At 43.8% G+C, this 18,753-nt stretch carries 21 protein-coding genes; 18 read left to right on the top strand and 3 right to left on the bottom strand.

The genetic code is table 11. From position 1 onward, the window contains the following. The 3 genes from B4J50_RS08855 to B4J50_RS08845 form a co-directional block, all read right to left on the bottom strand. Window positions 1-1,135, bottom strand: a 1,135-nt coding sequence (locus tag B4J50_RS08855; protein WP_286847562.1) for a GGDEF domain-containing protein, incomplete at its 3' end; no start/stop codon positions are given. Between the two features lie 25 nt (window positions 1,136-1,160). Further along, on the bottom strand, window positions 1,161-1,916 hold the full coding sequence (locus B4J50_RS08850; RefSeq protein ID WP_286847561.1) for a hypothetical protein: 756 nt from the start codon (window positions 1,914-1,916) through the stop codon (window positions 1,161-1,163). A gap of 21 nt (window positions 1,917-1,937) precedes the next feature. After that, a complete protein-coding gene (locus tag B4J50_RS08845; RefSeq protein WP_286954104.1) occupies window positions 1,938-2,306 on the bottom strand; it encodes a hypothetical protein in 369 nt (122 codons plus the stop codon). A gap of 173 nt (window positions 2,307-2,479) precedes the next feature. On the opposite strand from B4J50_RS08845, the gene B4J50_RS08840 reads away from it, so the two are divergent. The 18 genes from B4J50_RS08840 to B4J50_RS08755 form a co-directional block, all read left to right on the top strand. After that, entirely contained in the window at window positions 2,480-3,514 is a 1,035-nt protein-coding gene (locus B4J50_RS08840) for a hypothetical protein (protein WP_024823061.1), read from the top strand. Window positions 3,515-3,521: 7 nt separating this feature from the next. After that, window positions 3,522-4,040, top strand: a complete 519-nt coding sequence (locus tag B4J50_RS08835; RefSeq protein ID WP_286847560.1) for a YfcE family phosphodiesterase — start codon at window positions 3,522-3,524, stop codon at window positions 4,038-4,040. 19 nt (window positions 4,041-4,059) lie between these two features. Further along, entirely contained in the window at window positions 4,060-4,578 is a 519-nt protein-coding gene (locus B4J50_RS08830; protein ID WP_286847559.1) for a chemotaxis protein CheW, read from the top strand. Between the two features lie 7 nt (window positions 4,579-4,585). Further along, window positions 4,586-5,413, top strand: coding sequence for a PHP domain-containing protein (locus tag B4J50_RS08825; protein WP_024823058.1), 828 nt, complete (start codon window positions 4,586-4,588; stop codon window positions 5,411-5,413). A 79-nt stretch (window positions 5,414-5,492) separates the two neighbouring features. Next, window positions 5,493-6,530 carry a low-specificity L-threonine aldolase gene (gene ltaE / locus B4J50_RS08820; RefSeq protein WP_286847558.1) on the top strand — a complete coding sequence of 346 codons (1,038 nt, stop codon included), beginning with the start codon at window positions 5,493-5,495 and terminating at the stop codon, window positions 6,528-6,530. Next, the gene (locus B4J50_RS08815; protein ID WP_286847557.1) at window positions 6,530-7,888 is read left to right on the top strand and encodes a TldD/PmbA family protein; all 1,359 of its coding nucleotides are present in this window, start codon (window positions 6,530-6,532) and stop codon (window positions 7,886-7,888) included. The genes ltaE and B4J50_RS08815 overlap by 1 nt, the downstream gene beginning before the upstream one ends. Window positions 7,889-7,976: 88 nt before the next feature. Further along, on the top strand, window positions 7,977-9,572 hold the full coding sequence (locus B4J50_RS08810) for an N-acetylmuramoyl-L-alanine amidase family protein (RefSeq protein WP_286847556.1): 1,596 nt from the start codon (window positions 7,977-7,979) through the stop codon (window positions 9,570-9,572). 40 nt (window positions 9,573-9,612) lie between these two features. Beyond that, window positions 9,613-10,326, top strand: coding sequence for a GerMN domain-containing protein (locus B4J50_RS08805; protein ID WP_024823054.1), 714 nt, complete (start codon window positions 9,613-9,615; stop codon window positions 10,324-10,326). Window positions 10,327-10,349: 23 nt separating this feature from the next. Next, window positions 10,350-11,135 (top strand): ribonuclease PH, encoded by a 786-nt coding sequence (gene rph / locus B4J50_RS08800; protein WP_024823053.1) that lies wholly within the window; start codon window positions 10,350-10,352, stop codon window positions 11,133-11,135. Next, window positions 11,095-11,688 (top strand): RdgB/HAM1 family non-canonical purine NTP pyrophosphatase, encoded by a 594-nt coding sequence (gene rdgB, locus B4J50_RS08795; RefSeq protein WP_024823052.1) that lies wholly within the window; start codon window positions 11,095-11,097, stop codon window positions 11,686-11,688. Before rph ends, rdgB begins: the two co-directional genes overlap by 41 nt. Before the next feature lie 52 nt (window positions 11,689-11,740). Then, window positions 11,741-11,971 carry a preprotein translocase subunit SecG gene (gene secG, locus B4J50_RS08790; protein WP_024823051.1) on the top strand — a complete coding sequence of 77 codons (231 nt, stop codon included), beginning with the start codon at window positions 11,741-11,743 and terminating at the stop codon, window positions 11,969-11,971. A gap of 12 nt (window positions 11,972-11,983) precedes the next feature. Then, on the top strand, window positions 11,984-13,027 hold the full coding sequence (locus B4J50_RS08785) for a nicotinate phosphoribosyltransferase (RefSeq protein ID WP_286847555.1): 1,044 nt from the start codon (window positions 11,984-11,986) through the stop codon (window positions 13,025-13,027). A gap of 170 nt (window positions 13,028-13,197) precedes the next feature. Beyond that, window positions 13,198-13,629, top strand: coding sequence for a 50S ribosomal protein L13 (gene rplM / locus B4J50_RS08780; protein ID WP_286847554.1), 432 nt, complete (start codon window positions 13,198-13,200; stop codon window positions 13,627-13,629). A 30-nt stretch (window positions 13,630-13,659) separates the two neighbouring features. Then, window positions 13,660-14,055, top strand: coding sequence for a 30S ribosomal protein S9 (rpsI, locus tag B4J50_RS08775; RefSeq protein ID WP_024823048.1), 396 nt, complete (start codon window positions 13,660-13,662; stop codon window positions 14,053-14,055). Window positions 14,056-14,335: 280 nt separating this feature from the next. Then, the gene (gene mgtE / locus B4J50_RS08770) at window positions 14,336-15,691 is read left to right on the top strand and encodes a magnesium transporter (RefSeq protein WP_024823047.1); all 1,356 of its coding nucleotides are present in this window, start codon (window positions 14,336-14,338) and stop codon (window positions 15,689-15,691) included. A 113-nt stretch (window positions 15,692-15,804) separates the two neighbouring features. Beyond that, window positions 15,805-16,416, top strand: a complete 612-nt coding sequence (locus B4J50_RS08765) for a TetR/AcrR family transcriptional regulator (protein WP_286847553.1) — start codon at window positions 15,805-15,807, stop codon at window positions 16,414-16,416. Beyond that, window positions 16,406-17,737 carry a TolC family protein gene (locus tag B4J50_RS08760; RefSeq protein WP_286847552.1) on the top strand — a complete coding sequence of 444 codons (1,332 nt, stop codon included), beginning with the start codon at window positions 16,406-16,408 and terminating at the stop codon, window positions 17,735-17,737. The genes B4J50_RS08765 and B4J50_RS08760 overlap by 11 nt, the downstream gene beginning before the upstream one ends. An 18-nt stretch (window positions 17,738-17,755) precedes the next feature. Further along, on the top strand, window positions 17,756-18,753 hold a 998-nt coding region (locus B4J50_RS08755), incomplete at its 3' end, for an efflux RND transporter periplasmic adaptor subunit (RefSeq protein WP_286954100.1).

The raw sequence follows: 18,753 nt of genomic DNA, 5'->3' as shown, positions 1-18,753 counted from the left end.
GAATGTCGGCATATTCTACCTTTTTGTTGCCACTTACGAACACGCTTCCAATGCGCAGTTTTGCTTTGCAACATTGAGGCAAAGGGGTTTCCTCTATATTCTCAAAAAGAGTACTCCCTGTATCAAGTATTCGGCTGGCAAGACTTTTTATCCCATCTCGTGGGGTTTCTGGCATAAGGATGAGTATTTTGTCCTCCTCAAACTGAAACACAAGGTCAGTAGACCGTACGTTCTGTTGGAGTTTGGAACAGAATTTTACGAATAGCTCTTGCTCCATTTTTTCATTGATGAGTTTCCCTGGATCGTTTATAGCGAATTTTAGCAAAATAAAAGAAAGCCAACGGCGGTAACGATAGGATCTGGCGAGTTCTTGTTGACTCCTTAGATCAGCGTATTCTCTAGAAAAGAGACCTGTTCGCCTGTCCATAATTTCCAGCATTTTAACGTCAATTTTATTCTCTTTTAAAGGAGACAGAATATATCCTTTTATTCCCTGGCTTTCACTGCTGCTCACAGTCCATTTGCCAGAAGGAAGGGGGAGGATGGTAGGTATAGGCGACCGAGTCTTTATAAATTTTTCGAAAGGGCAAGGCAAAGTGTCAAGGGGAGGCAGTATGTTTTGTGCAGCAACGTTGCCATGTATTTCTCCATTTTCTTCCACGAGGATTGGTAACGGGAAGGAGTGAAAGAACATTTTTGTAGAAAAAGCAGCTTCTTCTCGCGTTTCATTTTCTTGTAGGTTGCTTGAAGAGAATGACTGTTGTTGAGGAGAAAACGTGGAAAGAGCAAGGCAATAGTTATATGATAATAAAATAAAACCTACAAGAGCTACTGTAACGCCACTCCATGAAATAATAGGATGATGCCCTAACACAATGCTACACCCTATAATAAGGATTCCCTGTATAAGGAATTGATGTCCCCACATAGCGCTGCTGTTTTCTTGTCTATTTGTTAAGATAATATAAGATATATCTCCTGCCACGTAGCTTAAGAGAAGAAAGCCCCATAAGGGAATTATAGTGCCATATCTAAAAGAGTTTCTCGTGCTGTAGAGTAAAAGAATAATGAGAATGGAAAGAAATTGCGGTACCAATATTTTCTTCCACGAACGGGAAGATGTGTTTTCTTTCATGTCTCCTCTTCTTTCTTCCCTAGAATTAATAGTTGGGGAAAAATGGATATCGGAATTCATGGGGAGGGCAGGAAGAAATAATCCTCTCGGCTCCAACCGTTCCTAATGTCTCTGTTTCCTGCCAAGAGCGAATGTTTCCTATGATTCCAATATGTATGTTATCCGGAGTGGCGGAGCGAAGGAGAGCTATATTCCGTAGGATTGTTGGATTTTTTCGTTGAGCAATACTGTATATACCAGAGGCACCGCCCATTTCAGCATGACGGGCAAGAGTAATAATTTCTTCTTCTGACAATAAGGAAGAATTGAAAGCGATATAAAGAGGAAAACGGGACGGCACATTTTTTTTGTACGTGGATAAGGCTTCGCGGAAATTGTTTCTGATGTTAGGATCTCGAATTACGCCGCTTTGCATTGTGACGATAATGGTTTTCGCTCCTTGTGTTCGAGCCCATTTTATAGCTGAAATTTTGAGATCAGAGGGAAGATTTGGGAAAGGATAGTCGATGATAGTTCCTAGGTTAATGTTAATATGGTCGCTGTTTAGGAATTTTGAAATAACAGGAAGAAGAATCATGGGGACAAAAAGCTTTGTAATATGATTTTGAATGCATAGATGGAGCCATGTCCTCATCTGCTCAAGGTGTAAATTTTCCGAAAAACATGTAAATCCCATGCTTTTGAAAAGGTTTTCGAAAGAGGCAGACTTTTCTAATCCAGCTTCTGCTAAAGCAGCTTTTCGTCGTGCTTTTTCTGAGAGCAGTTCTATATCAGTTGCCATAGTATCACCTCATTTTTTATTTTATCGGAGGCAGTGGCATATTTCTCTGTTTTCACCATCGCTTTTACAAGCAGTTATATTTTCTATAGACAAGGTCCCCTGCCTATGCAGATAGAGCACAAGCGATAGGACTGTAGATTCCGATATCCCCATTTCAGATGCAACTTTACGGATGTTTATAGTTCCATAATCGTCGAAAGATCTGAGAACATCTTTAGCGATCAGATCCATCCACTGATGAAACATATGTTGCATTTCTGGAGTAATTGAAGAAGCAAGCTGGGAGTTCATGGATACAGATTCTATGAGCCTAGCAGTAACAAGGGAAGAGGACTCGATGAGATTTTTTAGTTCTTTCAAAACAAGTTCTTGCGAGAGAGATTGATCCAACTCTATTCACCTCACCAATAAATAAAAAATCATACAAGTTTCTATTTAACAATAATACAACAAGACGGCTATTTAGACGAACACCCCGAAGACGTAATTGTTTAGAAAGTGATAAAATGAAACAATATTGCTCTTAAAAGTATAATGATTTCAGAGGCTCCGGAGGAATATATATGAAGCTAACCATACTCCTTCTTGGTTTTGGGAATGTTGGCAGGGAATTTTGTACTTTGCTTGAAAGAAAACGATACGTCTTAGCCTCAGAATTTGACTGCTCCATTCAGATCAATAGTATTGCTACTCGAAGAAGAGGAAATGTTTATTCTCCAGAAGGGCTTGATATTTCTTCTATTTTGAAGGTAGAGGAAATGACAGGCCGAATAGATGGAGGAGTTGTTTCTCATCCCCTCCCATTAGATGATCTTATTGTTAATGGAGTGTATGATGTCCTCGTAGATACTACTTTTTCAAGTCTTGAAACAGGGGAACCAGCGAGAACATATATGGAGAAAGCTCTTTTAAGAGGAAAATCGGTAGTGACATGCAATAAATCTCCCGTAGCTCTTTGGTATCATCATCTCTCCTCTCTTGCCCGAGAGAAAGGATGTTTTTTTCTCTTTGAAGGTACTGTTATGTGTGGCACACCTCTCTTTTCTCTTGTGCGTCATGGCCTCCCTGCAAGCCAAGTTCTTTCTTTTGAAGGGGTTCTGAACGGAACGTGTAACTACATATTAGAGTTAATGCGGCAGGGGTCCACCCTTGATGATGCTCTTCTTGATGCCCAACGGCGAGGTTATGCAGAACCAGATCCCAGCATTGATATAGATGGTTGGGATTCAGCGTATAAGGCGATGATCGTAGCTCAAGCTATTATGGGCGCTCCTCGTTTTACAAGAGAAATGGTTTCAGTCAAGGGCATTCGAGATGTTACCCCGGAAATGTTAAGTAAGACACGTACTCGTGGGGGCGTCGTTAGGCTTTTATCGAAGATAGATAAGCAAGGGGGAGCTTGCCATATAGAGGTGGCACCCACTCCTTTGCCTGCGAATCACCCATTGGTCACCCTCTATGGAGTAACAAATGGGGCTCTTTTTTGTACAGATACCATGGGAGAAATATGTATAGAAGGGGCAGGAGCAGGAAGCCGTCCGGCAGCCTTTGCGTTATTAAGAGATGTTCTCGCTGTAGTTGATTCTATGGGGAGGTGAGGTAACAGTGTTTTCACGTCTTGGAGTGATAGCTGATACCCACGGACATGCGGATGCCTGGGAAAAAGCATTGAATATATGGGGGAACATTGATGCCATCCTCCATGCCGGAGATGTTTTAAAAAGCAATTTGAATACAGGTTTGGCTCAATGTATAAATGCTTCGTCAGTACCTGTCCTTATAGCAAAGGGGAATAGTGATTTCCCAAGAGATCAGGAGGAGCTTCGTTGGCCTATACTCTCCCCGTATGTAACAGTATGGTGGCAAGGGAGAATGATTCTTGTAAGCCACGGGAACAACTTCTCCCAAGTCCGAAAGCTAGCGCTTCTAGCCAATGCTGATCTTGTAGTGACAGGCCATACTCACATAGGTTCTTTAGTCCGGGAAGGCCATACCTTTTTCTTGAATCCTGGAAGTGCTGCATTACCTAGAGGGCGAGATCCGGCAAGTGTGGCTATAATAGAGGAAAATGAAATACGTATAGTTACTCTTGAAGGTCAGCTTTTACATAGAGAAGAATGGTAGGTTAAGGAGGAGTCCAAACATGGAAGTGGCTGAGAAGCGAAATGTTACCGCAGAAGAAATAGAAGAGACTGGAGAGGAACATATTATCCTGGTTTTTTCTCTTGACGGAGAAGAATTTGCTCTTGGCGTTAATGAAGTGAAGGAGATAGTCAGGGTCCCGCCAGTTATTACGAGAGTTCCCAACGCCCCAGCGTATATTCGTGGCGTTATTAATTTGAGAGGTACTATAGTTCCCGTCTTCGATATGGAGTTAAAGATGGGGCTAACATCCAAGGAGCTCACAGAGGATTCAAGAATAGTTGTTGTTTCTTGGGGAGACATACAGTTTGGCTTATTGGTGGATTCCGTTCGAGAGGTTTGTACTGTATATGATTCTCAAATTGAACAGGGATCGCAGCTCAATACGAGTATGGAACGAAAATATCTTCTTGGAGTCGTGAAACAGAATGGTGGACGATTGGTGGTCCTATTAGATTTGGTGACTCTTTTTGATTTAGATGAAGTGATAGCAGAAGAGACAGAGGAAGTAGCAGGATAAGATTGAAATGATCCTCATAGACTTGCACCTCCATAGCACCTCTTCTGATGGAACACTTTCTCCGAAAGAGCTGGTATCGAAAGCGAAGGGTAGGGGCATTTCTGTTGCCAGCCTTACAGACCATGATACTACGGAAGGTGTTGAGACCTTCTTAGATGCTTGTCGCCAGAGAGGCGTAAGGGGTATTTCAGGAGTGGAGCTATCAGCTGATTTCAATGGAGTAATGCATATTCTTGGATATCGTTTTGAGCCTCAATCTGCAGTATTTCAGAAACATATGAAGGAGCTTCGGGAGGGACGAAACGAGCGAAACAGTAAAATTTGTCGTAAATTGACAGATTTAGGAGTGTCAATATCTATTGAAGAGGTGGAGGCAGAGGCGAAAGGAGAAGTTGTTGCTCGCCCTCATGTTGCTCGTGTGTTAATAAAAAAAGGATATGTTCAGAGTATGTCGGCAGCTTTTGAACGCTATTTGGGGCGTGGCGCTCCCGCATATGTGCCGCGGTATAGACTTTCTCCCAGCCTGTGTATTGAGATCATTCAAGAGGCTGGAGGGGTAGCAGTTTTAGCTCATCCTACCCAAACTACAGATGATAATGGAGAGCTTGTAGATATTCTCAGGCGTTTAAAAGAAAAAGGGCTTTGGGGATTGGAATGCATTACCCCCCATCACTCCTCAGGGCAGATTTTCCAGTTTCTTCGGATAGCGGATGAGATGGGGCTTTTCCCCACGGCAGGGACCGACTATCATGGTGCGAATCGTCCCAGTATTTCTATGGGAATTCCTGTGAACGAGGGGTTTTTGCCCTGGGCGCGACTTGGAATATCACTCTAACGTCTTTCTCCCTTTTATATAATGATATTGTAGATGATAAATAGAAAAGAGAACTAGATTTTGTAAGGAGGAGAATCTGATGTTGTTCCCTATCGATTTCAAGAGCGATACCGTGACAAAACCTAGCGAAGAGATGCGCCGTGCTATGTATGAAGCTGAAGTCGGTGATGACGTATATGGAGAAGATCCGACAGTGCGTCGCTTAGAGGAAAAAACAGCAGAAATAACAGGAAAAGAAGAAGCTCTGTTTGTGGCTTCTGGAACTATGGGAAATCTCACCTCGCTCTTAACTCATTGCGGACGAGGCGACGGAGTCATACTCGGGGCTCTCTCTCACATATATAATTATGAAGGGGGTGGAATGTCTGCCTTAGGCGGGCTTTTCCCACTCTTAGCAGATGATAGTTCTGGAATTCTGTCTCCGCAGGAAATTACATCTCTTTGTCCCCCTAGAAATGTACACCATTCGCCTGCAAAGTTGCTATGTCTTGAAAATACTCATAATAAGTGCGGGGGAGTGGCTGTTCCTGTAGAAAGTTTTGAGAATGTTGTGAAACAGGCTCGTGAGATTCATTTGCCTATACATCTGGATGGGGCCCGACTTTTTAATGCAGCGTTGGCTTGGGGAGTAGATATAAAGGCTTTTAGTTCTTTGGTAGATTCGGTTCAAATTTGTCTCTCTAAAGGGCTCGGAGCCCCTATAGGTAGTATGATATGTGCTTCAAAGGTTTTCATTGACGAAGCACGACATTGGCGGAAGAAGCTAGGAGGAGGCATGCGCCAAGCTGGAATTATTGCAGCGGCTGGACTGTATGCTCTTGAGCATAACATAGAGCGATTAGCTGATGATCATAAACATGCACAGCTTATAGCGTCAGTTCTAGAAGAAGCTGGGCTTAATGTAGAGCGTAAAGGAAGACAAACTAATATGGTCTTTTTCTCGTTGCCAGAGCAAGGTCCAGATGCTCATAGTCTTATTCAGAGTTGTGCTGAACGTGGAGTTTACTTTACTGCTATGGGGGCTCGTCGGCTGCGACTTGTTACTCACCTCGATGTTTCTCAGGAGCAAGCTCTGCGCGGTGCTGAAATTATTGTTGAAGAGGTGCGAAAAATATAATGGAATTTCCCAACGCTAACTATGTGGAAAATAGTGCTTTTTCTCTGATAGAAAAGTCTCTGAATAGAGGCGCGAAAGGAGCGGATATCCTTTTTTATTCAGGAAAAAGTAGCTCTTTATCTTTGCGAGATGGTAAAACGGAACAAAACAGAACGGGCTTTTTTATGGGGATAGGATTGCGAGTCATAGATGCGGACGGTCGACAAGGTGTTGCGCATATGAATGTCCTTGACCCCGCATCTTTTGAGAACTTGGTATCGTGGAGCTGGGCTAACTGTTGTAGTTCCGAACCAGATCCATGGGTTACTCTTTACGAACAAAAACCCTCTTACAGGGACGATCTGAAGCTGGAAGATGAGGCTGTTTCTTCTATCACCCCAGAACAACGACAGGAGTCCTGTCTTTATATGTCCCAGGAAGCGAGTTCAAAAGACAAGCGGATTTTGTCGATACGAAGCGCCTCTTGGTACGACAGCATAGGTAAAAGTTTTTACATGTCCTCTACAGGAATACGAGGCTGGTATAACGGAACCAGCGTTTCTGCAGGATTGAGTCTTGTTATGAGCGATGGCGTTAATTTGGAAATGGGAGGATATGGAGAAAGCTACCGTTTCCTTAGCGATCTTCCTCTCAGTCGTATTGTAGAAGAGGCAGTAACACAGACAGCGTATATTTTAGGAGGGAAGCCTTTAAAAACGGGAAAGTATACCCTTATCCTTTCACCGGAAGTTTCTGCTTCTTTCCTCTCAGTTATCGGAGAGCTTTTTCTTGCTTCAAATGTTCATAAAAATATGTCTCTTTATAAAGGGAAATTAGAGAAACAAGAAGCAAGTTCTCTTCTTACTATTATTGATGATGGCCTTATGCCTAAAAAATTGGGGACCGCTCCTTTCGATGGAGAGGGAGTTCCCTGTCAACGTACGGTTCTAATGGAAAAAGGGGTTATAAAAAACTTCTTATATAATCTTAAATACGGCCTTAAAGATGGAGTCCCCTCTACTGGTAATGGAGCTCGAAGCTTTTCTTCTGTTCCAGACGTGGACGTTTCAAATATTTATATTGAGCCAGGGACGTTGTCACAGGAAGATATTTTTTGCTCTGTCAGAAACGGGATTTATATTATGGACTTATTAGGGCTTCATACAGTTAATCCGGTGAGCGGGGATTTTTCTTTAGGAATAAAAGGGGTTGCCTTGCATAATGGGGAACTCTCTTTTCCTGTATCTGGTATGACTATTGCCGGGAACCTTTTAGATTTTCTTAAAAAAATTGTATGCATAGGCAATGATCTTTTATTCTGGGGAGATACGGGAGGGTGTACAGTGGTGGTAGAAGATGTTACGGCGGCAGGACTTTAATTTACTTTTTCTTCTCCTTTTTTTATGTGTGAGTGTATGTGTAGCCCTATTCTCTTGCGAGAATTTGTTTGCAGAGGAGCGGCCTTGGGTGCTTGCAGTAGAGGGGAAGACAGTCGGAGAAGTTCCAACTCGTACGCAAGGAAGGCTGACTATGGTGTCCATAGGAACTATGGGGCGTCTTTTAAATCTTTCTATGACCCACAAGGACGACACTCTTATTGTTTCTCAAGGAAGATCTAAACTCCAAATTGTTCATAAAGCAGCGGCAGTATGGTTAGATGTACAACTTATGCCTATGGCAGCGCCAGCCATCCTTGACAATAACCAGTGGTGGGTAGAATCTCAATCGGCACTGAATATTCTTCAGGGGCTCCTTCAAAATAGTGGGTCTTCATCTCAACTTTCATGGTGTGGTTCAAGCCTGGATGGACGCCCTTCCTCTCGGCAGGGAGAGAGAGGAAACGCAGATATGAGCTCTAGTTCAACATCAGCTTCAATTACCTCTCAACAGCTTCAGAGGGGGGCTCAAACTCAAGTTGAGGAGGTTCCTTCCCCTCCTATGATTGATCTCTCCCCGTCGGCCCCCTGTGTCTTACAGGCTGTTCGATGGGGGCAATATGATGAAAAAACGAGGGTTGTTTTTGATTATGAAGGAACTGTGCCTCCAGAAATTTTAGAGAAAGGCAATACGGTTTTCGTCTCTTTCACTACTTCGGAGGTTGCTACTGCTCAGTTAGTGTCTCCGTTTCCAAAAGAAATAACTGTAAATGTAGAGACGGCGAAAGATAGTTGTAAAATTTCTCTTGGATCCCAAATGGGGGGTAGCCAAAAAACTTTTGCTCTTTCAGCGCCACCCCGTCTTGTTGTCGATTTTTATCGAAGTAGTAAGAAAGCGAGTTCCCCTGTAAACGAAAGACCTCAGGCACAGGATAAACCTCAGAAGGTCATAGCAGAACAACGGCCTCTTCCCCCAATAACGGGTGAAAAGGCAGGAAGTTTGGGAAAAAAATTGGTTGTAATTGATCCAGGGCATGGGGGGAAAGACCCGGGCGCCATGGCGAATGGATTGCGAGAAAAGGATCTTAACCTTCAATTTGCTTTGTGCCTAGCAGAGCGTATAAAAAAACTAGGATTTAATGTCCGTCTCACGAGAGAGGATGACGTATACCTTAAGTTACGGGAACGTACAGACCTTGCTAATCAGTGGCAAGCTGATATGTTTATTAGCGTCCACGCAAACGCTCTTCCCAAGGGACGTCATGCTTCTGGTACGGAGATTTATATTATGGCCTTGCCAACAGATAAAGATGCCATGGAACTGGCTCTTATCGAAAATAGGGAATTAACAGGAGAGAATGGTTCTGAAAGTGCGGCCCAGGTAGACCAGAAGACGAAAATGCTATTAAATATTCTAGGGAACATGCAACAGAATGCGAAGATAAGCGAAAGCACGGATGTGGCTGAGTATTTATTTAATGCCGGGAAAAAACAGGGCCTCAATATGCGTCGGGTTGCTCAGGCGCCTTTCTTTGTCCTTCGGGGGGCTTCCATGCCAGCCGTGCTTATTGAGACGGGGTTTCTAACAGAAAAAAGCGAAGCCAAAAGGCTTGCTTCTTCTTCCTTCCAACAACAGTTTGCCGATGCCATAGCGAGAGGAGTAGCAGCGTACTTAAAAGGAAGATAGAGGTTGAGAAAGGAGGTGCGGCGCTTAATGCGCTAGAGAAATGGTTCGAAAACGAGAACAATTCGAAGATGATTTTGAAGATGATTTAATGATACGCCGTAACGTAGATGTGGATAGTGGCTTCTCTCAACCAAAAGCTCGTTCTCGGCGGGGGCGGCGTTTTGCAGATGATGATGCGCCGAAAAAAGCGCCTATTGTCTATCGTTTTATCGCTTGGAGTGCTCTTATTCTCTTGTTTTTTGGGATAGGATATTGGGGGACGTCTTTTGCTGTCAAGTTTCTGAATAAGAAAAAAGTCATAACCCAAGCTGATGTAGTGCAAAACAGGGAAGAGATTTCTCAGGCCCTCACTTCTGAAGGAGTTTCTGGGCGTAAGGTTTCTTTCCCTATATATGTTCCGATGAGCGGGGAGATAGTGCAGAAAAAAATAGTGGTTGTTTCTAGTCTTATGGAAGAGGATATTCAGCATGTAACCCAAAAGATTATGGAGGAGTGTGGAGAACCTTTCCGTGGGGGGACCGTCTTACACGTTTTCCGTAACGGAGATACGGCATATCTTGACATGAATTCTGCTTTCCTTTCCGCTTTGAATACGTTGGGGCAGGAGACGAGTACTCTTTTTATTACTGGTATTGTGAGAACGGTGAAAGAAAATTTTTCACCCGTTACTAAAGTGCGTTTTCTTGTGGAGGGGAAAGTTCCCCAGAGTGGGGCATCTGTAAATCTTTCCGTTCCTTGGGAATTGAAATCTTAAAATATTCGAGGTGCAAATGTAGTATGGAAGAACGGGAATTACGGAGAGATGGCCGTCGAATTGGTGAGTTGCGCTCCATAAGCTTTCTAAGAAACTATACTCGATATGCTGAAGGTTCAGTCCTTGCCTGCTTCGGCGAAACGAAAGTTATATGCACCGCTTCAGTAGAAGAAAAAGTTCCTTCTTTTTTACGGGGAACGGGGCAGGGGTGGGTTAGTGCTGAATATGCCATGTTGCCTCGAGCTACAGCACAGAGAACGTTCCGAAGCACGACTCGTGGCGGTGTTAATGGGCGTAGTTGTGAAATACAAAGGCTTATAGGGAGGGCCCTGCGATCGTCAGTAGACCTTTCTCTTCTTGGGGAACGCATGATATGGCTTGATTGCGATGTAATTCAGGCAGATGGGGGAACCCGAACAGCAGCTATCTCCGGATCCTTTGTGGCTCTTTTTGATGCGCTGCGAAAATTATGGAGGAACGGAATTATTGAATCCATACCTATACGCTCTTTTTTAGCAGCTGTGAGCGCAGGGAAAATTCATGGGACAGTATGTTTGGATCTTTGCTACGAAGAGGATAGCTCTGCCGAAGTAGATTGTAACGTAGTGATGAATAGCAAGGGAGAGCTTGTGGAAATTCAGGGAACTGGAGAGCAAGGGACTTTTGCTAGATCGGAACTCAACTCCATGCTCGATATTGTAGAACAAGGAATTTATAAAATTATGGATATTCAAGCCCGAGCACTATCTATTACCTCGGAGGAGCGACATGCCTGCGTTGGGAAAAACGATTATATTTGCGAGCGGTAATAAAAATAAATATAATGAAGTTGCCGAACTTCTTGCTCCTTTAAAAATAAGGCTTGTATTTGGTCCCAGTTATGCGTCTCTTGATGTGGAAGAAACCGCTCAGACCTATATGGGGAATGCTTTCCTCAAGGCGCGAAGCTGGGCTGATTGTTGCGGACTTCCGGCTTTAGCTGATGATAGCGGTTTAGAGGTGCGAGCGTTGAATTGGAGTCCTGGAATACGCTCAGCTCGAATAGCTCCTACATCTTCTCAACGGAACCAATGGCTTTTACAGGTTTTAGAGGGGAAAGATGACCGGGTGGCAAAATATGTAGCGGCTTTTGCGCTCTGTCTGCCTGAGGAAGGGCAGGTTTGGCTTACAGAAGGGGAGTGTTGGGGCAATATAACCTGGAGAGTTTCTGGAACAGGTGGGTTTGGATACGACCCCCTTTTTATCCCAATGGGTTATACGCAGACTTTTGCAGAACTTCCTCCTGAAATAAAAGCTCGAATTTCTCACCGGGCAATAGCATCTTATCAATTGGTACATATCCTTCAGCGGCAAATATGGTAAAATAACCTATTGTCTGGATTCCTGAGGTTTACCGTACAGGGGGGTGTAGAAGATGAAAGTAGTCCTTGGCGTTGTTCATATCATATTAAGTATTGCTTTAATGGGAGCTGTGCTTCTTCAGCAGCGAAAAGAAGGTGGATTTTCCGGCTTCTTTGGCGGGGGGACGCAGGCCGATTTTGGAGGAAGCCAGTGGCAGCGTCTCAGCGCTCTTACAAAGCTTACCGTTGTTTTGACGAGTCTCTTTATGCTGTCTTCGTTTATCCTTGTTATGATGTCGAAATAAAGGAGAATGGATATGACAAAAAACGGGAACCTCGATTCCCTTGAGGATCTTTCCTCTGTTCAGGTTCGTTCCGACCGTTTGTTTAGTGCCACTCACGAAGAAATTCTGAGCGGCCTTACATCAGATGTATATTTTTTGAAAACAAGGGATGTGCTTCGTCGGGCTGGAAAACTGCATACTCCTGTAGTTGCGGAGTTTTTTGCTCGTGGTCATGGAATCTTTGCTGGTTTGCCTGAGGCGATGCAAGTCCTGAAAGATAAAAAAGTTGCTGTATATGCATTGCAAGAGGGAGACCCTTTTGCACCCAAAGATGTTGTTATGAGAATTAGTGGTTCTTATTCTGAGTTCGGATTATATGAAACAGTTTTACTTGGATTTTTAGCGAGCTCAAGTGGATGGGCAACTGCGGCTCGACAGTGTGTAGAGGCTGCAGAGGGAAAACCTGTTTTATGTTTTGGTGCTCGACATGTTCATCCAGCCATAGCTTCAGTTATGGAAAGAGCGGCCGTTGTTGTAGGAGGTTGTACAGGGGCTAGCTGCATGTTGGGTGCAAAACTGGCAAATCTTGAGCCTACCGGTACGGTTCCTCATGCCGCAGTGCTGATCATGGGAGATACTGTGGAGTTGGCCAAGGTGTACGATGCTGAAGTGCCTGAAAAAGAAGCTCGTATTGTACTCGTAGATACGTTTAAAGATGAAGCAGAAGAATCTCTTCGAGTAGCAAGAACACTGGGCGATCGTCTCTTTGGTGTTCGTCTCGATACTCCTGGAGAAAGAGGCGGCGTTACTGTGGAGTTAGTAAAAGAGGTTCGATATCGTCTCAATCTCGCAGGCTTTTCTCATGTGCGAATTATTGCTTCCGGAGGTCTTACTCCCGATCGAATTCGTGTTCTTTCTGAGGCGGGAGTTGACAGTTTTGGTGTGGGAAGCTATATCACTCATGGTGCACCGAGAGATATGACTATGGATTTGAAGGTTGTGGATGGTGTTCCTGTAGCTAAAAGAGGAAGATTGCCAGGAATGATTGAAAATCCTCGCCTAATACGTGTACAATAGCATAGGTTTGCGAATAGAATATCTCGCCAAGAAAAGGAAGTAATCGTTTCGGGAAGGGAATGCCGCCACACATTCCCAAGATGCACTCGAAGAAGTTACTTCTCTAAGGCTGGAGAGGTATTTTAGAAAAATAAATATCTTCAGTTGTTAATGTAAAGGAGGAAATAAGCATGGCGAGCAATCGTACTTACATGGCTACTCGCGAGAAAGTTGTGCGTGAGTGGTATGTAGTGGATGCCACCGATAAGCCGTTGGGACGTTTAGCTTCTCAGGTAGCTCAAGTCCTTATGGGAAAACATAAAGCCACCTATACTCCTCATGTAGATTGTGGGGATTTCGTTGTTATAATCAATGCGGAGAAAGTTAAGTTGACAGGTAATAAACGCCAGAATGAAAAGCGATATCGTCACACTGGATACTCTGGTGGACTGAAGAGCCAGACATATGGCGAGGTACTTGAAAAACAGCCCGAGCGGCTTTTGGAAATGGTTGTGAAGGGGATGCTCCCGAAGACCCGTCTGAAGATGCATAAGAAGTTGAAAGTCTATGCAGGTCCGAATCATCCTCATTCTGCCCAGCAGCCTAAGCCGCTGGAGTTTTAAAACCGATTTTTCGAGAAAGGAGGAACAAGAATGGTAGCTCCTTCCTATTTTTGGGGAACTGGAAGACGTAAAAATGCTATCGCTCGTGTAAGAATTTGTCCGGGTGATGGAACTATACAGATTAACGAAAGAACAGTGGAAGATTATTTCCCACGTCAGGTTTGGCAGACACATGCTTTGCAGCCACTTAAAACTGCCGGAGTTGAAGGCAAGGTCAATGTCTTCGTCCGTGCTAATGGGGGTGGCTTGACAGGGCAGTCCGGTGCTGTTTGTCTTGGGATTGCCAGAGCTCTTTTGAAATTGAATCCAGAGCTTCGCCCTGCGTTAAAAAAAGCTGGCCTCCTAACTCGCGACCCTCGTATGGTAGAGAGAAAGAAGTTTGGCCAGAAGGGCGCTCGGGGACAGAGACAGTTCTCGAAGCGTTAGTTTCGCGACTCTATTGGGGTATTACATACGGGGCAGGCTTATGTTTCTTGCCCCGTATGTTTCTTTTTTCAATAAAAAGGAAATTTTTAAAGGAGAAAAACATGGATAGCGGTACTGTCCCTTTATCGTGTAACAAAAATAACTTCTTTTCTTTAATTTTTTAAACGGCGTCGAGTCAGTCTTCTACCCCTGACCTCAGGTCTGAGAAGCATCCGACGCCTGTCGGGTGTGACTTGATCCTCACCCTTTATTATCTCAAAAAGCAAAGGGGGAGATGCCAATGGAAGACTTGCAGCGGAAGTACCATGAAAGTATCGATAAACTTTTCCAAACGAAAAAATTTAAAAATTTAAAAGATCTTCTCAGTGACATGGAACCGGCAGACATTGCTGAAATTATTAGCGAAAAGTCTCCGGTAGAACGAGTCTTTATTTTTCGACTTCTTCCAAAAGATTTGGCTATTGAAGTTTTCGAATTTATGGAGGGAGCGGAGCGCGAAGAAATGCTTGCTCACTTCACAGACTCTGAAGTATCAGTCATTATAGAAGAGATGTCTGATGATGATCGTACGGCCTTATTTGATGAATTGCCCGCAAAAACCGTGAAAAAACTTCTTCTTCGCCTTTCTCCTGAAGAAAGGACAGTGGCTAATGCCTTACTAAATTACCCTGACGGTTCGGCAGGACGAATAATGACTCCTGAGTATATTGATTTAAAAGAGGGAATGACCACTGAAGAAGCTATAGACAGGATCCGTAAAAATGCTAGGAGTAAAGAAACTATTTACACGTGCTTTGTAGTTAACGGACAGCGTCAACTTAAAGGGGTCGTAGATCTGGAATCCTTGATTATGGCAAAACCTCAGACTCTCTTATCGTCTCTTATGGACGAACCTATTTATGTTATAACTACTACAGATCAGGAAGAAGTAGCACAAGTTATGTCAAAGTACGACCTGCAAGCTGTTCCTGTTGTAGATACGGAAAAACGGCTTGTAGGAATTATTACGTTTGATGACGTCCTCGACATAGTAGAAGAAGAAGCGACAGAAGACTTCGAACGTATGGCTGGTATTCAACCAGTGGAAGAAGATTACCTTGATGCTAGTGTTTTTACTGTAGCTCGAAAGCGGTTTGTATGGTTGTTTATTTGTATATTAACTGAGACTCTTACTACGACTGTTTTGCAACGATATACTCTCGCTATCCAAAGCGTGGTGACGTTGACTTTTTTTGTCCCTCTCCTTATTGATACTGGCGGAAATGCTGGTACGCAGGCTTCCACCCTTGTTATTCGTGGAATCACACTGGGGCATATTGAATGGAAGGATATTTGGAGAGTTGTTTTAAGAGAAGTAGTAACGGGAATTCTTCTTGGGGGTACTCTCGCCATTTTTGGCATAGGCAGAGCCTATATGCTTAATGCTGGGAGCGGCGTAGCCATTACGGTTGCAATTTCTATTATAGCGGTGGTTCTCCTTGGTAATTTAGCAGGAACCCTATTGCCGTTTATAGCACGGCTGGTGAAAGTTGACCCAGCTATTATGTCGGGCCCCTTCATTACAACCATCGTTGATGTTTTTGGTCTGATTGTCTATTTTGAAATCGCACGTCGCATCCTTTCCTTACCACTTTAAAAAAGAATAGATCTCTTCGCAGGGGGGATTTCCTCCCTGCGTTTTTAATTACTTGACAGACCGGTCGGTATGGAATAAACTTTTCATATACCGAACGGTCGGGAGGTGGGTGTTTGAAAGAAAATAATGCACAAGATACGAGAACCCTCATATTGTCTATAGCGAGAAAACACTTTGCGGAAAAAGGGTTTTATGGAGCGAGCATTGATTCCATTGTTAAGGAAGCAAATTTGAGTAAGGGAGCTTTATACTGGCATTTCTCAGGAAAATTAGATCTTTATAGGGCTGTTTTAAAGGGAGAGGTAGGGCGCATCCGCCATATTATGGTGCCAGATCAGCCAGAAAAGCCTGAGGAACGGGAGGGGCTTTTTATCGCTCGGGGAGAACAGCTTATTGATGCAATGATGAAAGACCAGTTATGGCGAATGTTCAGCGTCCATATGGCTTTAGAGTCTATTAGGGGTAATACGGAAATTCAGGACTTAAATCGCCTTATCAGCCTATCCTTTGTGGAGGAATTTGAGTCTATTCTTATGAGGATGTACCCCTCTCTGAAAGATGGAGCGGGAGGACTTTCTCTTAAAGAACTGATTCGAATTTTCGAGAACTTTATTGCTGGATTAGTTTCTAACGTAGGAACAACCCTCTCAGTCGATGAAGCGAAACGTTCTTGGAAATTTTTAGTAATACGAGTTCTTAAAGGAGGAGCACCATATGCACCATAGAAAATACTTTTATACGATTGCGTTAATAACCCTATTTGCCTGCCTTTTTTCAGAAGGACGCATTTTATGGGCTCAGGAAAGAGAACCTCTTACAGAGATGCTAGTATTAGAGCTTGCACAGAAAAACAATCCGATCTTGGCGGCGGAGGCAGAGCGAGTGAATCAGGCTCAAGCCAGATACTTAGGCTCAAAATCGGCGCAAAAACCCCAATTGGCAGCGTCTTTAACGTACCAACAATTAGGGGAGGAGCCGAGGTATCCTGTAATTCCTACAGGAGGAGCGGCTATAGCTGGGTTTGAAAAAACTTATCGTGCAGCTCTGTCTCTTGATTATCTTCTCTACAGTAGTGGCGCTGTAGAAAACTCTGTACGAAGCCAGAAGCTGGCTTTAGAGGGAGCAAAAGCACAAGAGACCAGAGTGTCTCAGACAGTGGAAAGCAATGTCTTAGCAAGTTATTACAATCTTCAGCGAGCTCGAGCCAAACTTACTGTAGCGGAAGATGTATTAGGACTCACTAAAGAACATTTGAAGCAAGTGGAGTCTTTTTATAATCATGGCGTTGTAGCTAAAAATGAAGTTTTGCGAATTCGCGTAGATGTGTCAGAAGCCGAACTAAACAGAATAAAGGCTGTTAACGGAGTAGATGTGGCATGGAGTGCCTTAGAACGAGCTGTGGGGGCCTCTCTACGTTCTCAATATACTTTGCCAGACCCAGATCAGTCTCGGCCTGATGTTCCTGTGGTTGAGGATCCTTTTTCTCTCGCCCTAGATACTCGACCGGAGCTTCAAGCACTAGACTTTGCCGTTCAGTCGTCTCTTGCCCTTTCTAAGGCAGCAACAGCACAAAGCAAACCGCAGGTGATTTTACAGGCTGAGAGTTATGTTGCTGATGACACTTTTTTCCCGAGTGAAAAAGATGACTGGAAAATTTCTCTTACAGCTCTTTGGAAATTTTACGATGGTGGAGCGAGTCAGGCCAAGGCCCAAGAGGCGAAGGCTGCCGCCAATGAGTTCTTTTTCAGGGCAGAGGACCTTAAAAAACAAATTAACTTGGAAGTTTCTGTCGCAAAACTTAACCTTGAATCTGCTTTGCAACGAATATCCGTCGCTACGGATCAGGTGCAAAGTGCAGAAGAAGACTATCGTATGGCTTTAAAACGGTACGGCTCTCAGGTAGGCACAAATATAGATGTTCTTGATGCTCGCGTAGCTCTCACTAATGCTCGGACTCAGCTTGTTGACTCAGTTTATGATACGCACATATCTAAAACAGAACTTTTATATGCAGTAGGCCTTCCTCTAAATACAGCTGAACAATAGGAACGGGAGTGATTTTGAGTGAAAAAGAGTCTGATGCTCTTTAGCGTAGTCGTTATCTTTATTGCCCTCATAGGTTTTCGAGCCTATCAGCAGCACCAAATAGAAAGTGCTGTGGGGGAAATAGAACGGGTAAAAGTAGAGGTTGTTTCTCCAAAACAGGGTACTTTTGTAGATATTGTCCGTTTTGTGGCTACTCTTGAACCGGAAGAAGAAGCGGCTGTTATTAGTAAGGTCCCAAGTAAAACGGTTCTTCAAGTCCTTGTCCATGAAGGTGACAAAGTACAGGAAGGAGATATTCTCGCTATTCTTGATACAAGTCTTATAGAGCAGCAGATAAGCCAGGCGCAGGCAAGCCTTGCTAAGGCTGAAATTTATAAACAGACTGCGGAAAACGATTATCGAAGATTTTCTCAACTATACAAGGAAGAAGTTATTAGTCGCCAACAATATGATCATGTAGAAGGAGAGTATAAAACCTCTGTCAGGCAAGTGGCAGAGACGAGGGCAGCACTGGAACAGCTTAAGATAACGAAGGGATATCATCGAATAGAGGCCCCGATTTCGGGCATTATTACAGCTCGAAATGTGGATACTGGAGACACCACCTCCTCTTACCCTGTCTTTGTGATAGCCAAGCAGGAACAGGTTAAGGCTGTGGGAGTAGTTCCAGAGAAACTGTATTCAAAGGTAAGAGCGGGGCAAGAAACGCACATTTCTCTAGATGCTTTCCCTGGGCGTTCTTTTAAAGCAAAAGTCTCTAGAGTTTCTCCCATTTTGGATCCTACTACTCGAACAGGAAAAGTAGAGGTTGCTGTTGATGCTCTTTCTCTTATGAAACCTGGAATGTATGCTCGAGTAGAAATTCAAGCGGGAACTCATGAAGGGCTTGGTATTCCATTAGACGCCGTTATGAAAATGGCAGGTACTGGTCTGCCCATTTGTTATGTGGCTACAGAAGATGGGACTGCTAAAACAAAACAAATTACTCTTGGAGAGGAAGGACCAGATGCTATTGA

Origin of the sequence: Aminobacterium sp. UBA4908, from assembly GCF_002398115.1 — a bacterium.
GTDB classification, from domain to species: Bacteria; Synergistota; Synergistia; order Synergistales; family Aminobacteriaceae; genus Aminobacterium; species Aminobacterium mobile.
This window is presented reverse-complemented; position numbering and strand designations above follow the sequence as displayed.

Coding starts and splice junctions, on each gene's coding strand:
- B4J50_RS08825 (WP_024823058.1), top strand. CDS start 4,586: ATGATCCTCATAGACTTGCACCTCCATAGCACCTCTTCTGATGGAACA.
- B4J50_RS08830 (WP_286847559.1), top strand. CDS start 4,060: ATGGAAGTGGCTGAGAAGCGAAATGTTACCGCAGAAGAAATAGAAGAG.
- rplM (WP_286847554.1), top strand. CDS start 13,198: ATGGCGAGCAATCGTACTTACATGGCTACTCGCGAGAAAGTTGTGCGT.
- B4J50_RS08815 (WP_286847557.1), top strand. CDS start 6,530: ATGGAATTTCCCAACGCTAACTATGTGGAAAATAGTGCTTTTTCTCTG.
- B4J50_RS08840 (WP_024823061.1), top strand. CDS start 2,480: ATGAAGCTAACCATACTCCTTCTTGGTTTTGGGAATGTTGGCAGGGAA.
- rpsI (WP_024823048.1), top strand. CDS start 13,660: ATGGTAGCTCCTTCCTATTTTTGGGGAACTGGAAGACGTAAAAATGCT.
- B4J50_RS08785 (WP_286847555.1), top strand. CDS start 11,984: ATGACAAAAAACGGGAACCTCGATTCCCTTGAGGATCTTTCCTCTGTT.
- B4J50_RS08760 (WP_286847552.1), top strand. CDS start 16,406: ATGCACCATAGAAAATACTTTTATACGATTGCGTTAATAACCCTATTT.
- rdgB (WP_024823052.1), top strand. CDS start 11,095: ATGCCTGCGTTGGGAAAAACGATTATATTTGCGAGCGGTAATAAAAAT.
- mgtE (WP_024823047.1), top strand. CDS start 14,336: ATGGAAGACTTGCAGCGGAAGTACCATGAAAGTATCGATAAACTTTTC.
- secG (WP_024823051.1), top strand. CDS start 11,741: ATGAAAGTAGTCCTTGGCGTTGTTCATATCATATTAAGTATTGCTTTA.
- ltaE (WP_286847558.1), top strand. CDS start 5,493: ATGTTGTTCCCTATCGATTTCAAGAGCGATACCGTGACAAAACCTAGC.
- B4J50_RS08805 (WP_024823054.1), top strand. CDS start 9,613: ATGGTTCGAAAACGAGAACAATTCGAAGATGATTTTGAAGATGATTTA.
- rph (WP_024823053.1), top strand. CDS start 10,350: ATGGAAGAACGGGAATTACGGAGAGATGGCCGTCGAATTGGTGAGTTG.
- B4J50_RS08850 (WP_286847561.1), bottom strand. CDS start 1,916: ATGGCAACTGATATAGAACTGCTCTCAGAAAAAGCACGACGAAAAGCT.